This is a genomic window from Bradyrhizobium sp. 1 (assembly GCF_023073315.1).
Taxonomy (GTDB): domain Bacteria; phylum Pseudomonadota; class Alphaproteobacteria; order Rhizobiales; family Xanthobacteraceae; genus Bradyrhizobium.
Map to the genome: position 1 here is coordinate 95,119 of NZ_JADPJH010000026.1, position 14,422 is coordinate 109,540.

General features: G+C 64.0%; 13 protein-coding genes and 1 pseudogene. 2 read left to right on the forward strand and 12 right to left on the reverse strand.

From position 1 onward, the window contains the following. From IVB29_RS20970 to tsaB, 6 genes and pseudogenes are all read right to left on the reverse strand, one after another. Positions 1-199 (reverse strand): annotated as a pseudogene (locus IVB29_RS20970) (phosphate starvation-inducible protein PhoH); the annotation flags it as partial. A gap of 4 nt (positions 200-203) precedes the next feature. Next, entirely contained in the window at positions 204-1,598 is a 1,395-nt protein-coding gene (gene miaB / locus IVB29_RS20975; protein ID WP_247505287.1) for a tRNA (N6-isopentenyl adenosine(37)-C2)-methylthiotransferase MiaB, read from the reverse strand. A gap of 136 nt (positions 1,599-1,734) precedes the next feature. Continuing rightward, positions 1,735-2,415 (reverse strand): HAD family hydrolase, encoded by a 681-nt coding sequence (locus IVB29_RS20980; protein ID WP_247505288.1) that lies wholly within the window; start codon positions 2,413-2,415, stop codon positions 1,735-1,737. Positions 2,416-2,467: 52 nt separating this feature from the next. Then, the gene (locus IVB29_RS20985; protein ID WP_247505289.1) at positions 2,468-2,923 is read right to left on the reverse strand and encodes a Fur family transcriptional regulator; all 456 of its coding nucleotides are present in this window, start codon (positions 2,921-2,923) and stop codon (positions 2,468-2,470) included. Between the two features lie 38 nt (positions 2,924-2,961). Then, positions 2,962-3,447: a ribosomal protein S18-alanine N-acetyltransferase gene (gene rimI, locus IVB29_RS20990; RefSeq protein WP_247505290.1), complete on the reverse strand. Its 486-nt coding sequence runs from the start codon at positions 3,445-3,447 to the stop codon at positions 2,962-2,964. Then, complete coding sequence (gene tsaB, locus IVB29_RS20995; protein ID WP_247505291.1) at positions 3,444-4,139, reverse strand: tRNA (adenosine(37)-N6)-threonylcarbamoyltransferase complex dimerization subunit type 1 TsaB; 696 nt, start codon at positions 4,137-4,139, stop codon at positions 3,444-3,446. The genes rimI and tsaB overlap by 4 nt, the downstream gene beginning before the upstream one ends. A 350-nt stretch (positions 4,140-4,489) precedes the next feature. Between tsaB and IVB29_RS21000 the strand changes: the two genes are divergently transcribed. Next, positions 4,490-6,136, forward strand: coding sequence for a PAS domain-containing methyl-accepting chemotaxis protein (locus tag IVB29_RS21000; RefSeq protein WP_247505292.1), 1,647 nt, complete (start codon positions 4,490-4,492; stop codon positions 6,134-6,136). A gap of 49 nt (positions 6,137-6,185) precedes the next feature. Here the strand turns inward: IVB29_RS21000 and IVB29_RS21005 are convergent, their stop codons facing one another. The 4 genes from IVB29_RS21005 to murJ form a co-directional block, all read right to left on the reverse strand. Next, the gene (locus tag IVB29_RS21005) at positions 6,186-6,755 is read right to left on the reverse strand and encodes a NifU family protein (RefSeq protein WP_247505293.1); all 570 of its coding nucleotides are present in this window, start codon (positions 6,753-6,755) and stop codon (positions 6,186-6,188) included. Between the two features lie 128 nt (positions 6,756-6,883). Next, positions 6,884-7,378, reverse strand: coding sequence for a universal stress protein (locus IVB29_RS21010; RefSeq protein ID WP_247505294.1), 495 nt, complete (start codon positions 7,376-7,378; stop codon positions 6,884-6,886). Positions 7,379-7,485: 107 nt separating this feature from the next. Then, positions 7,486-8,538 (reverse strand): tryptophan--tRNA ligase, encoded by a 1,053-nt coding sequence (gene trpS / locus IVB29_RS21015; RefSeq protein ID WP_247505295.1) that lies wholly within the window; start codon positions 8,536-8,538, stop codon positions 7,486-7,488. Between the two features lie 104 nt (positions 8,539-8,642). Next, positions 8,643-10,175: a murein biosynthesis integral membrane protein MurJ gene (murJ, locus tag IVB29_RS21020; RefSeq protein ID WP_247505296.1), complete on the reverse strand. Its 1,533-nt coding sequence runs from the start codon at positions 10,173-10,175 to the stop codon at positions 8,643-8,645. 126 nt (positions 10,176-10,301) lie between these two features. On the opposite strand from murJ, the gene IVB29_RS21025 reads away from it, so the two are divergent. Then, on the forward strand, positions 10,302-11,303 hold the full coding sequence (locus IVB29_RS21025) for an adenosine kinase (protein WP_247505297.1): 1,002 nt from the start codon (positions 10,302-10,304) through the stop codon (positions 11,301-11,303). Positions 11,304-11,414: 111 nt separating this feature from the next. Here the strand turns inward: IVB29_RS21025 and IVB29_RS21030 are convergent, their stop codons facing one another. Continuing rightward, on the reverse strand, positions 11,415-13,109 hold the full coding sequence (locus tag IVB29_RS21030; protein ID WP_247505559.1) for an AMP-binding protein: 1,695 nt from the start codon (positions 13,107-13,109) through the stop codon (positions 11,415-11,417). Between the two features lie 80 nt (positions 13,110-13,189). Continuing rightward, positions 13,190-14,383 carry a serine hydrolase domain-containing protein gene (locus IVB29_RS21035; RefSeq protein WP_247505298.1) on the reverse strand — a complete coding sequence of 398 codons (1,194 nt, stop codon included), beginning with the start codon at positions 14,381-14,383 and terminating at the stop codon, positions 13,190-13,192. Positions 14,384-14,422 lie beyond the last annotated feature (39 nt).

The window sequence follows — 14,422 nt, forward strand, 5'->3', positions numbered from 1 at the left end:
TGCCCTTGGAGTCGACCACGACGCCGAGCCGCCGTTCGATCTGCGCGAGGTGCTGGCCGTAAGGGCCGACCAGCGCGGAAGCGGCGCGATTGTCCTCGAAGTCGATGACGACCTGGGTCTCGGGCGGAACTTGCATGTCGCGGTCAAATTTGCGGCTGGGAGCGATAGAAGAAGACGAATCCGATGCACTTTTGGGCAAGGGTTCAGGCTCCACTGGCTTGCGATAAAGCGGGTTCGTGCGCGTTCGGTGGCGTCACGAGCTCGCCGAGGAAGCTGTAGCGCTCGAGGCTATCGATGCGCACGGGCAGGATTTTTCCGATGATGTCGGCCGAGGCCATCACATGGGCGGGCTGGAGAAATGCGGTGCGGCCGACGATCTGGCCGTCCTTGCGTGCCGGACGTTCGAACAGCACGTCGACCGTTGAGCCAATCGCAGCCTTGTTGAAGGCCGATTGCTGGCTGTCGATCAGTTCCTGGAGCCGCTCCAATCGCTGGTCCATCTCGGCGGGGGACACCGTCTCCTGCATGTCCGCAGCCGGCGTTCCCGGCCGGGCGGAGTATTTGAACGAATAAGCGGCAGCGTAGCCGATTTGCGTGACAAGCGCGAGCGTGGCGAGAAAATCTTGCTCGCTTTCGCCCGGGAAGCCCACGATAAAATCTGATGAAAAAGCAATGTCTTGGCGCGCGGACCGGAAACGGTCGATGACTCCTCGATAATCATCGGCGGTATGCTTCCGGTTCATGGCGGAAAGAATCCGGTCCGAACCGGACTGCACCGGCAGGTGCACGAACGGCATCAGGGCATCGAGATCGCGATGGGCTGCAATCAAACTGTCATCGACGTCGCGGGGATGGCTGGTCGAATAGCGCAGCCGCGCGATGCCGGGAATTTTCGCCAGATGTTCGAGCAGCCGGCCAAGCGGCCAGCTTTTCCCGTCCGGCCCCTCGCCATGATAGGCGTTGACGTTCTGCCCGATCAGGGTGAGCTCGCGCACGCCGTTGTCGGCGAGCCGCTTCACGTCGTCGACGATCTTCGCCACCGGGCGCGAGACTTCCGAGCCCCGCGTATACGGCACGACGCAGAAGGTGCAGAACTTGTCGCAGCCTTCCTGCACCGTGACGAAAGCGGAAATGCCGCGCGCGCGGATCGCATCGGGCCTGGGCTGGGCGAGGAAGCCGAACTTGTCGGCCGCGGGAAACTCGGTCTCGATCGCGCGGCCCTGGTCGCGCGCTCGCTTCAAAAGCTCCGGAAGGTGATGATAACTCTGCGGGCCGACCACGACGTCGACCACGGGCGCGCGGCGCGTGATCTCCTCGCCCACGGCCTGCGCCACGCAGCCAGCGACTGCGATCTGCATCGCGCGGCCACCGCGCGCGGCCTCGTCCTTGGCGAGGCGCAAGCGCCCGAGCTCGGAATAGACCTTTTCCGATGCCTTCTCGCGGATATGGCAGGTGTTGAGGATGACGAGGTCGGCGTCCTCGGCGTTATCAGTCTCCACGAATCCTTCCGGAGCCAGCGTGTCCACCATGCGCTGCGCATCGTAGACGTTCATCTGGCAACCATATGATTTAATGTGCAGCTTGCGCGGCGGCGTCATGGAACCCGGAAATGAGGTGGGAGACAGCCCTCAGATATAGGCTGGAGAGCCGAAAATCCAGCGATTGGGTGCCTGAAAGGTCGTTCCGGGGGGCGATGCAGCCGCGAAGTGCGGAATCGAGAGGTTTGGGCCGGATTCAGCCCGTCAGGGCATCCGCTACGACCCGGCGGACCAGCTCAGGTAATTGATGCATGTCCGAGAAAGTCAGGTCGGCACCGGCCCGGCGCAGGGTCTCGGCATGGCCGGCCCCGCAATGGCTGCCACCGTAAAAGCCGAACACTTTCATCCCGGCTGCCCGCGCGCCGGCGATGCCGGCAAGGCTGTCCTCGATCACGACGCAGCGCTCGGGCGGGACGCTCATTTCCTTGGCAGCAAACAGGAACAGGTCCGGTGCGGGCTTGCCATTCGTCACTTGCGAGGACGAGAAAATGTTCGGCGCGAGGCGCTCATAGAGGCCGGTGCTCCCGAGGCTCACCCGCATGCGCGGATGCGAACCGCTGGAGGCAACGCAGACATGTTGCGTCACGACGTCGAGCACGTCGTGGATGCCGCGGATCGCCTCGAGGCCGGCTTCGAATGCCCGAAACAGCTCGTCTTGGAGATCGTCGTGATAGGCCCCGGGCAGTTTGCGGCCGAGTTCGGTTTCAATCTCGAGATTGGCCTGTTTTGTCGAACGGCCGAGGAAGCGCGCGGACACCTGCTCCGATGTGATCGGATAGCCGTGCCGGGTCAGCACATCCGCATGCGCGCGACAGGAGATCACTTCGCTGTCCACGAGCACGCCGTCGCAATCGAAGATGATGAGATCTACTGGCACGAAGGCATGATCCGGAAAAGTGTGGAGCGGTTTTCCGACAAGATCACGCCACTTAAGACGTCGGCTTGTCATCGTCGAGCGGGACGCAATAGAGCTCGAGCCGGTGATCGACCAGCTTGTAGCCGAGCTTGCGGGCGATTTCCGCCTGCAGCTTCTCGATCTCCTCGGAGGTGAATTCGATCACCTTGCCGTCGCGCAGATTGATGAGGTGGTCGTGATGGCTGTCGCGCATCGTCTCGTAGCGCGCGCGGCCCTCACGGAAATCATGACGCTCGATGATGCCGGCATCCTCGAACAGTTTGACGGTGCGATACACGGTCGAGATCGAGATCTTGTCGTCGACGGCGACGCAGCGCCGGTACAATTCCTCGACGTCGGGATGGTCGACCGCCTCCGCGAGCACGCGGGCGATGACACGGCGCTGTTCGGTCATGCGCATGCCGGTGGCGGCACAGCGGTTTTCGATGCCGGACGCCTTGGATGCGGGGGAAGGTTTAAGTCCAGTCATGTGTTGTCTGCCTGACGGGGCGCTTTCTGCCATCAATATTACGACAAGTCACGTCGCATCAGAAGTGCGTTCAATTGTTCCCCGTTCGGCTGCTTATAGTAGCGTTCGCGGCGTCCGACCACCATGAATCCGGCCCGGTCATAGAGCCGCCGCGCGGGCTGGTTATTTTCGTCGACCTCGAGAAATATTGTGCGCACGCCGCGCCCTGCGAGATGGCCGAGATGGGTCATCAGCAGCGTGCGGGACAGGCCGCGGCCGCGATGGGCCTGGTCGACCGCGACCGAGAGGATTTCCGCTTCATCCGCGCCGATCCGCGACACCGCAAAGCCGACCGTCTTGCGGCCAAGGCGCAACCGATGCACGAGCGTGTTGCGCTCGCTCATCATGGTCTCGAACTCGCCCTCGCCCCAGCCATGCGCGAAGGAGGCGCCGTGAAGCTGTGCAAGCCGCGCGGCATCGCGCGCGGACGCTGGCTCGACGGCGGCGGTACCGCCGCGCCACCATTCCGACAACCATTTCATCATGAGCTTGCGGCTTGAACTGCGAGCGGCGGAAGTCGCGCCGGCTTTGCGTCGGGCGCCTTCAGATAGAACGGCCGCGCCGGCGTCGTCTCGGGATTGGCCGCGGCGCCGAGCCATGCGACCCAGCTGATGTCGGGCGCGGGTTGGTCGTCGACCGCAACCGGCTGCGGCCCATCCTTCGGCCAGCGATCGGCAAGCATTTTTGCGGCGTTGCCGACCAGATGCGGCGCGCCGAATTGCGAGGCCGCGATCGCTTCGTCGATCGAAGCGACGCCCGGCCGCACCAGTTGACTGCCGTCGCCGGCGACGATCTGGAAATAGACGTGATCGTGCCGCGCATCGATTGCCGAGATCACCGGCACCGCTCCACTCTGACCGACGACCGTGGCGGCATAGGCGGATAACGTCGTCAGTCCGACGGCCGGCCGCTTGGCCGCAAGCGCAAGGCCGCGCGCTGCCGAGATGCCGACGCGCAGGCCTGTAAAGCTTCCGGGACCGACGGTGACGGCGATGCGGTCCAGCGACGTGAAGGCGAGATCGGCCGATTGCATCACGCGCGCAATCATCGGCATCAGCGCCTCGGCGTGGCCGCGCTTCATGAGGACCTGCTCCTGCGCAAGGAGCTGGCCGGCGTCGGTGTCGAGAACGGCGGCCGCGCACGCTTCCAGCGCGGTATCTATGGCAAGGATCAGCATCGAATCAGCTTAGTCGGTTCCGCCACGGTCGAACCAGTCCAAGTTTGATTTCTCGACAGGCGCACGATTGGCCCCGTAATTCTACGTGCACGGGAAGGCGCCGGGACCCTCGCGCCCCATTTTGAAGCAACTGCATGGATTTGCAACCTGCGGGATAGCTAAGTATTTGAAATAATGTCATTTTAAGAAATCATTAGCAATCAAATGCCACCTTGCGGGCATAGCGGAAAAGCGAGTCAACGACGACGCGGGCGATGCATTTTGGCAGATCAGGCCACGCGCGGTCCGGGCATTTGCGAAGGGGTTCTTTAATGTCTTTTTGGCGAAGCGGCTCTTCCGCGCGCGCGGCGATGGCTCAGGTCAGTGCGCTCTCGAAATCCCACGCCGTGATCGAATTCAATCTCGGCGGCACCATTCTGACCGCCAACCGGAATTTTCTGGACGCGATGGGCTACCGGCTCGACGAGATCGTCGGCAAGCACCACAGCATGTTCGTGGTGCCGGAGGAGCGGAACAGCGCGGCCTATCGCGAATTCTGGGCACGTCTCGGCCGCGGCGAATACCAGTCCGCCGAGTACAAGCGGCTCGGCAAGGGCGGCCGTGAGATCTGGATCCAGGCGTCCTACAATCCGATCATCGACGAGGCCGGCAAGCCGGTGAAGGTCGTCAAGTTCGCCACCGACATCACCGCGCGAAAAATCCGCAGCCTCGAGGATGCCGGCAAGATCTCTGCGATCGGCCGCGCGCAAGCGGTGATCGAGTTCAATCTCGACGGCACCATCATCACCGCCAATGAGAATTTCCTGGCGACCGTGGGCTACCGCCTCGACGAGATTCAGGGCCAGCATCACCGAATGTTCGTGGGCGCAGGCGAGCGCGACAGCGCCGCCTATCGCGAGTTCTGGGCGAAGCTTGCCCGCGGCGAATTCCAGTCAGCCGAGTACAAGCGCATCGGCAAGGGCGGCAAGGAGGTCTGGATCCTCGCCTCCTACAACCCGATCCTCGACGACGCCGGCAAGCCGTTCAAGGTGGTGAAGTTCGCCACCGACATCAGCGCGCAGAAGCTGTCGAACGCGAATTTCGCCGGGCAGATCGAGGCGATCGGCAAGTCGCAAGCCGTGATCGAGTTCGACATGGACGGCAAGGTTTTGACCGCCAACGAGAACTTCCTGGGCGCGCTCGGCTACTCGCTGTCCGAGATCGTGGGCAAGCATCACAGCATGTTCGTGGGCAGTGATGAGCGTGAGGGCGATGCCTATCGCGCCTTCTGGGCCAGGCTGAACGCCGGTGAATTCCAGTCCGGCGAATATCAGCGTGTCGGCAAGGGCGGGCGGCAGGTCTTCATCCAGGCCTCGTACAATCCGATCCGCGATCTCAACGGCAAGCCGTTCAAGGTCGTGAAATACGCCTCCGACACCACGGCACAGGTGATTGCGCGCAAGCGCGGCGAGAGGGTGCGCGAAATGATGGAAACGGTGGCCGCCGGCGCCGAGGAGCTCAACGCGTCCGTGCGCGAAATAGCGGAAGCGATGACGCGCTCGCGCGAGACGGCGTCGACCGCCGTCGATCGTGTCGAGGTGGCGGATCATCAGGCGCAGCGGCTGACCAAGGCGGCGGAATCGATGAGCACGATCGTGCAGCTCATCGGCAACATCACCGGTCAAATCAACCTGCTGGCGCTCAATGCCACCATCGAATCCGCGCGCGCCGGCGAGGCCGGTCGCGGCTTTGCGGTGGTTGCATCGGAGGTGAAGAACCTCGCCAATCAGGCCAAGCAGGCGGCTGATCGGATCGAGCAGGAGATCAGCAATCTCAACGGCATCTCGGTCGACGTCGTCGCCGCGCTGGAGCAGATCAAGGGCGCGATCCAGGGTGTCAGCGAGTATGTCTCGTCAACGGCCGCGGCGGTCGAGGAACAGAGCACGGTGACGAACGAGATGTCGGCGAGCATGCGCAAGGCGGCGGAAGAGGCTGCGAGTATTGGGCAGGCGGCGTAGTTCTTATAGGGTGGGCTAGCCGTAAGGCGTAACCCACCCTACGGCACCTTTACATCGGCCGGACTTCGACCACATCAGGCACAAAGTGCTTCAGCAAATTCTGGATGCCGTGCTGGAGCGTTGCGGTCGATGACGGGCAGCCGGCGCAAGAGCCCTTCATGTTGAGATAGACGATCCCGTCCTTGAAGCCGCGGAAGGTGATGTCGCCGCCGTCGTTGGCGACCGCCGGCCGCACGCGGGTCTCGATCAGATCCTTGATCATGTCGACCGTCTCGGCATCGGACTCGTCGAAGAACTCGTCCTCGTCGTCGAGATCGGCATCGCTTGCGGCCGCGCCGTCGGCGAGCAGCGGCGCGCCGGACATGTAGTGCTCCATGATGGCGCCGAGGATCGCGGGCTTGAGCTGCTGCCATTCACCGTTCGCCTTGGTCACGGTGATGAAGTCCGATCCATAGAACACGCCGGTGACGCCGGGCACGTCGAACAGCTTCTCGGCCAGCGGCGAACGCGCAGCCGATTCGCGGCTGGCAAATTCCATCGGCCCGCCGTCGACCACGACGCGGCCGGGAATGAATTTCAGCGTGGCGGGATTGGGGGTGGCTTCGGTTTGAATGAACATGGTTTTCTCCAGACGTCGCCGGTTCAAGGCCGGCGCGTGCTCTATCCACTAGCAGATGGCGACGGCGAACGCACGGTCAAGGGGTCGGGAGGCCGTTTCGTTGTTATATCAGGGGGTTAAGACGGGCGCTACGACAGCGAATCCACGCTTTCGTCGCTCAGCGCACCGGAGATGATGGTCACCGGCACCGGGAACGCACCCAGCGCATGCGCCAGCAGCGCGACCCAGGGCCCGGGTCCCTCCGCGCCGGGATTGGCGGCCAGCACCAGCACGGCGATGTCAGGATCTTCGTCGATCACCGCCAGCAATTGTTCCATCGCAGCACCCTCACGGATCACCCGTTCCGGCGTGATCGCGGCGATGCCGTTGGCGCGGCCGGCGGCGCGGTCGAGGGCTGCTTGCGCCGCCTCCTGCGCCTCGGCGCGCATGATGTCGGCGACGCCCAGCCATTCCTGGGTCTGCTGCTCGGGCTCGATGATGCGCAGCATCACCACGCCGCCTTCGGCACGGATCGCCCAACGGCTGGCGTAATAGACCGCGCGATCCCATTCGGCGGTGTCGTCGACGATGACGAGGCATTTGGGCTTGTGACCCGGCTCGAAGCAAAGTCGCTTGCTGGTCATGCATGTCCCGGAATGTGCACGGACGACATGCTGCCACACTCCCGCATGCTTGGGGAGAGGAGAACCGGCCGGCGCCGTGGCGCAGGCCGGTTTGGCGAATGCGAGAATCAGCGCCGGCGGATGAAGCCGACGATGTCCTTCGAGAGGTTCATGGTCTCGTCGGCGATGGCGCGGGCGCGGTCGGCGCCGTCGTTCAGGATGGCGTCGATATGGCCGGGGTCGGAGACGAGGCGCTTCATCTCGCCGGCGATCGGTGCGAGTTTTGTGACGCACAGATCCACCAGCGAATTCTTGAAGCTGGAGAACTGGCCGCCGCCGAATTCACTGAGCACGTCGGCCTTGGTGCGGCCGGAGAGCGCGGCGAAAATGCCGACCAGATTATCGGCCTCGGGGCGTGCTTCCAGGCCCTTCTCTTCGGACGGCAACGGCTCCGGATCGGTCTTCGCCTTGCGGACCTTCTGCGCGATGGTGTCGGCGTCGTCGGTCAAATTGATGCGCGAATTGTCCGACGCATCCGACTTCGACATCTTCTTGGTGCCGTCGCGCAAGCTCATCACGCGCGTCGCCGGGCCCGTGATGAGGGGTTCCGGCAGCGGGAAGAACAGGCCGTCATTGGCGCCGAGGTTGCGGATCGAGTCGCCAAAGTCGTTGTTGAACTTCTGCGCGATGTCGCGCGAGAGCTCGAGATGCTGCTTCTGGTCCTCGCCGACCGGAACGTGGGTGGCGCGATACAGCAGGATGTCGGCCGCCATCAGCACGGGATAGTCGAACAGACCGACCGACGCGTTCTCGCGGTCCTTGCCGGCCTTCTCCTTGAACTGGGTCATACGGCCGAGCCAGCCCATGCGCGCGACGCAGTTGAAGATCCAGGCGAGCTCGGCGTGGCCGGAGACCTGGCTCTGGTTGAACACGATGTGCTTCTTGGGATCGATGCCACTCGCGATGAACGCAGCGGTGACCTCGCGGGTGTTGCGCGCGAGCTCGGCGGGGCCGCCCCAGACGTCCACGCCTTGCGTGATCGCGTGCATGTCGACGACGCAATAGATGCAGTTGTGGGTTTCCTGCATCTTCACGAAGTTGACGATCGCGCCGAGGTAATTGCCGAGGTGCAGATTGCCCGTCGGCTGGACGCCCGAAAAAACCCGTTCAACGAATGGCATGGCAGCTTTCCTGCAAGATACGGGGCGTCGTTTCCAACAGCGGCGCTGCCCCGTCAAGGGTAATTCGCAGGGGTAATTCGAAAGCCTCGCGCGACGAGGCCGGATTAGGCGGGCCGCCTCAAGGCGTTAACCGCCTCGCGCCAGGACGCCGCGCCGAGGATTTGCAGCAGCAGGCCATAGACGGCGATCCCGGCCCCAATTTGCAGGCCCAGCACAATGAAGCGGATGAGGCCATGCGCCTCGGTGGGCATCAGCCCCGTGGTCAACCAGAGCAGGGCACCCATGGCGGCGGCGGCAAGCACGATCCGCGGCAGCCGCTGGCGGGCGGCGGCGTCGACCGAGAAGCCGAACTCGCTGGTGCCTTGCCGCAGCAGCGCGAGCGCGCTGCTCCAGGCGCCGGCCGCGATGCTGGCGGCGATCCCGCTCGCGCCGCAGAAATGTCCGAGCACGACAGCAAGGGCGATCGCGACCACAAAACCTTTGGCCGTTGCGAGCAGCGGCGTCATCGTGTCGCTGCGGGCGTAGTAGGCGGGCGACAGCGCCTTGATCAGCACGTGAGCCGGCAGGCCCAGCGCCAGCCACATCAGCGCATGCGCTGTCGCCGTGCTGTCATCGGCGCCGAAGGCGCCGTGCTCGAACAGCAGCCGCACGATCGGCTCGGCCAGCACGATCAGGCCGAGCGTCGCCGGCAGCGCCAGTCCGGTCGCAAGTTCCAGCGCACGCGATTCCGCATGCGCTACGGCGTCGCGGTCGCTGCTAGCCACCGCGCGCGTCAGCTCCGGCACCAGCACTGTGCCCATGGCGACGCCGACGATGCCGAGCGGCAGCTCTATCAGCCGATTGGCGAAATACAGCCACGAGACGGCGGAGGGCGTAGCGGAAGCAATGATCGCGCCTGCGACCATCAGCCATTGCGGGCCCGAGCTTGCGATCATGCCGGGGATCGCCTTGGCGAAGAAGCCGCGCATTTCCTTGTCGAAGCGGACACCCAGCGGTGTCGCGAGACGCGCACTTCGCTGCGACAGCAGCATCAGCAATTGCAGCAGTCCGGCGATGCCGACGGTTGCCGCCAGCAGCCATGCGGCAAAATTCGCATAGGCATGCCAGGCGAGGAGCGCCGCGATTGCTGAGATCAGCGCACTGTTGAACAGCAGCGGCGAGAACGCCGTGAGTGCGAAACGTCCCTGCGCATTGAGCAGTCCCATCAGTACCGTGACCGGGCCGGCGAACGCGAGATAGGGCAGCATCAGCCGGGCGTTCGCGACGGCAAGATCGAGCGTCGCGCTGCCGAGAAAACCGGGCGCGATGACCGTGATGATCAGCGGCATCACCAGAGCAATGACGATCGAGATCACGATCAGAGCCACGCTGACCGTGCCGAGTACACGCCCGGCGAAGGCGGAGGCGGCCTTCTCACCATCGCGGTCACGGACGCGCAGCCACGCGGGAATCAGTGCCGCATTCAGCGCCCCCTCGCTGAGCAGCCGCCGCACCACATTGACGAGCTGAAACGCCGCCAGGAACGCGTCGGCCACGGCGCCGGTGCCGAGCAGCGCCGCGATCAGGGAATCGCGGGCAAAGCCCAAAAGGCGCGAGGCCAGTGTTCCCGTCGAGACGGTCAGGAAGGAGCGGATCATCTGGGTTGTTATAATACCGTTGCTTGCCCGCGAAGGGCCGGTCGTGATAGGCCGCGAGCCGGATTTCAGGCCGACAGGAAGCGGATTTCCGCAGGTATCGCAATCCGCCAAACAGGATCAAGGTGAATGGCTGACGTGAAATATGACGTTCTCGGCATCGGCAACGCGCTGTTCGACGTGCTGGTCAAGACCGACGAGGCCTTTCTGGCCAAGCACGGCATGACCAAGGGCAGCATGTCCCTGATCGACGAGGCGCGGGCCGCCGCCATCTACAAGGACATGGGTCCGGCCACGGAAGTCTCGGGGGGATCTGCCGCCAACACCATCGTCGGGATCGGCAGCCTGGGCGCGCGCGCCGCCTATGTCGGCAAGGTCAAGGACGACCAGATCGGCAAGCTCTATGTCCACGACATCCGCTCAGCCGGCGTCGCCTTCAACACGCCCGCCGCGGCGGACGGCCCCGCCACCGGCTGCTCCTACATCCTGGTCACCGGCGACGGCGAGCGCACCATGAACACCTATCTCGGCGCGGCGCAGGATTTGTCGCCGGCCGATATCGATCCGGCCGAGATCGCGAGCGCCGGCATCGTCTATCTCGAGGGTTATCTCTGGGACCCCAAGAACGCCAAGGACGCGTTCGTCAAGGCGGCGCAGATCGCGCATGACGCCAAGCGCAAGGTGGCGCTGACGCTGTCGGATTCGTTCTGCGTCGACCGCTATCGCGACGAATTCCTGGGCCTCATGCGCAACGGCACCGTCGACATCGTGTTCGCCAACGAGACCGAGCTGCATTCGCTCTACCTGACCTCGGACTTCGACACCGCGCTGAAGCAGCTGCGCAACGACATCAAGCTCGGCGTGGTCACCCGCAGCGAGAAGGGCTGCGTCGTGGTGACGCCGACCGACGCCGTCGCCGCGCCGGCCTCGCCGATCGCGAAGCTCGTCGACACCACCGGCGCCGGCGATCTCTTCGCGGCCGGCTTCCTGTACGGTCTCGCGCGCAACCTCGCGCACAAGCAGTGCGGTGAGCTCGGTGCGCTGGCGGCCGCCGAAGTGATCCAGCACATCGGCGCGCGTCCGCAGGTGTCGCTCAAGGAACTGGCCCAGCAGCGCGGGTTGACGGTTTAAGGCCTCGGTCTCTCCCCGTCATTGCGAGAAGCGCAGCGACGAAGCAATCCAGACTGTCTCCGCGGAGCCAAACTGGATTGCTTCGCTGCGCTTGCAATGACGGCTCTCACCTCACGCCGTCTTCGCCGCCTTCAGCCCCAGCCGCTCTTCCACCGCCTCGCGCATCACGAATTTCTGGATCTTGCCGGTCACGGTCATCGGAAACTCGTCGACGAACTCTACATAGCGCGGAATCTTGTTGTGGGCGATCTGGCCGTCGCAGAAGGCGCGGACCTCTTCGGCCGTCAGCGTCTCGCCCGGCCTGACGCGAATCCAGGCGCAGAGCTCTTCCCCATAGCGGGTGTCCGCCACGCCAAAGATCTGCACGTCCTGGACCTTGGGGTGACGGTACAAGAATTCCTCGGTCTCTCGCGGGTAGAGGTTCTCGCCGCCGCGGATCACCAGATCCTTGATACGGCCGACGATGTTGCAATAGCCGGCGGCATCGATGGTGGCGAGATCGCCGGTGTGCATCCAGCCGTTGGCATCCAGCACGTCCCCTGTCTTTTCCTTTTCCTCCCAATAGCCCAGCATGACGCTGTAGCCGCGGGTGCAGAGCTCGCCGCGTTCGCCGCGCTTGACGATACGGCCTTCAAGATCGACGACTTTCACTTCAACATGCGGATGAATCCGCCCGACGGTGGAGACACGCCGTTCGAGCGGATCGTCCGTCGCACTCTGGAAGCTGACCGGACTGGTCTCGGTCATGCCATAGGCGATGGTGACCTCGCGCATGTTCATTTCGGTGTTGACGCGCTTCATCACCTCGATCGGGCAGGGTGCGCCGGCCATGATGCCGGTGCGCAGCGTTTTCAAATTGAACGTCTTGAATTCAGGATGATCGAGCTCCGCGATGAACATGGTCGGCACACCATATAGCGCGGTACACTTTTCCTGCTCGATCGCCCGCAACGTCGCGAGCGGATCAAAGCCCTCGCCGGGATAGACCATGGTCGTGCCGAGGGTGACGGAGGCGAGGTTTCCCATCACCATGCCGAAGCAATGATAGAGTGGCACCGGGATGCAGATGCGGTCCTGCTCGGTCAGGCGCATCGCACGTCCGGTGAAATAGCCGTTGTTGAGGATGTTGTGGTGCGTCAGCGTCACGCCCTTCGGCGATCCCGTGGTGCCGCTGGTGAACTGGATGTTGACGGGCTCGTCGAACTGCAGCGCCGCGCCGAGTCCGGCGAGTTGTTCGCGATGCTTGGCGCCGCCCATGCGGGCGACCTCTTCGAAGGGGATCGTGCCAGGCGCCGGAGGGCCGCCGATCTGGATCACCATTCGCAAGGCCGGCAGCCGCGCCGCCTGCAACCGTCCGGGCCTGGCGCCGGCCAACTCCGGCAGCAGCGTGTTGAGCATCTCCATGTAATTGCTGGTCTTGAACGCCGTCGCGGTGACGATCGCGGCGCAGCCGACCTTCTTCAACGCGAACTCCAGCTCGCTGAGCCGGTAGGCGGGATTGATTGTCACCAAAATGAGCCCGGCCTTGGCGGCGGCAAACTGGGTCAGCGTCCATTCCGGCCGGTTCAGCGACCAAATCCCGATCCGCTCGCCGCGTTCGAGGCCAAGCGCCAGAAAGCCCGCGGCGAGCGCATCGACTCGTTCCGCGAGTTCTCTCCAGGTCCACCGCACGCCGTGGCTGGGTGAGACCAGCGCTTCGCGATTGCCCCAGCGCCGCACTGCGTGGTCAAGGCTGCGGCCGATGGTGTCGCCGAGCAGCGGCGTGTCCGAGATGCCGCAAACGTAGCTGTCGGCTTTGTCTGACAAATTGTCCGGCAAGTCGAAATCCTCTCGTGAAAGATGGCCGGGACAAGCCCGGCCATGTCGTGCGGTGAAAGCAGCGCCCCTCACGCCGCCTTCTGCCCGCTCCCCGCGTCGAGCCCGGCATAGACCCCACGCTCGAATCCCGCGAAGGCCTCCAGACACTTCCCATCAGCGAACGGCAGCAGCTGCATCAGGATCACGCCGGTGACGTCGCGCGCAGGATCGATCCAGTAATAGGTGTTGGCAAGGCCCGCCCAGGCGAGGCTGCCCGCGCTGCGGCCCTCCGCGGTCTTGGCGGTGTTGATCATGAAGCTGAGGCCCCATTTCTTCACCTGCTCCGGATAGAGATCGACGTCGTTGGTGTACATCGGCGCCGCCGTCGCCAGCTTGGTCATGTTGATGTCGCCCATCTGGTTCTGGCTCATGGCGGCGATCGTCTCGGCCTTCAGCACCTGGTTGCCGTTGCCGCGGCCCTTGTTCAAAATCATCCGGGTGAACTTGATGTAGTCGGCCGCGGTCGCATAAAGGCCGCCGCCGCCCATGTGGAATTCCGGGTTCTGCTCGAGCTCGAACGGGATGGCGGCAAGCTGGCCGTCTTCGCCGCGCGCATGCATGCCGACCAGGCGCTTGCGCATGTCGTCGGTGATCTTGAAGCCGGTGTCAGACATTCCGAGTGGAGCGAACAGATTGTCGCGCAGATAAGCGTCGAGCCGCTTGCCGCTGGCGGCTTCCACCGCCTTGCCGACGAAATCGATGTTGGTGCCGTATTCCCAGCGCGTGCCGGGATCGGTCATCACAGGCGTCTTCAGCGCCGCGTTCTGGCAGGTGGTGATGGCGGGGATGCCGGTCTTCTCCAGATAGACCGCGAGATCGCCGTTCCACATGTTGTAGGCGAAGCCGGCGGTGTGGGTCATGAGCTGGCGCAGCGTGATCGGTCCCTTCGCCGGCCGCAGTTTTGGCTCGCCCTTGGCATCGAAACCTTCGAGCACTTGCGGCTCGGCGAGATCGGGCAGCAGCGATCCGATCGGCGCATCGAGCGAGAGCTTGCCCTGCTCGACCAGCTGCATCGCGCCCGCTGACGTCACCGCCTTCGTCATCGAAGCGATCCAGAACACGCTGTCCGCGGTCATCGCGTCAGGTTTGGACAAATCGCGCTTGCCGAACGCGCCCTGATACAGCACGTCGTTACCGCTCGCAGCGACCGCGACCACGCCGGGAATCTCCTTGGCGTCGCTTATCTTGCGCAAAGTCTCGTCGATCTGGGCTTGGCTTTGCATGCGCGTTTCCTCCGGTTTGATTATTGTTGGAAGCGATCG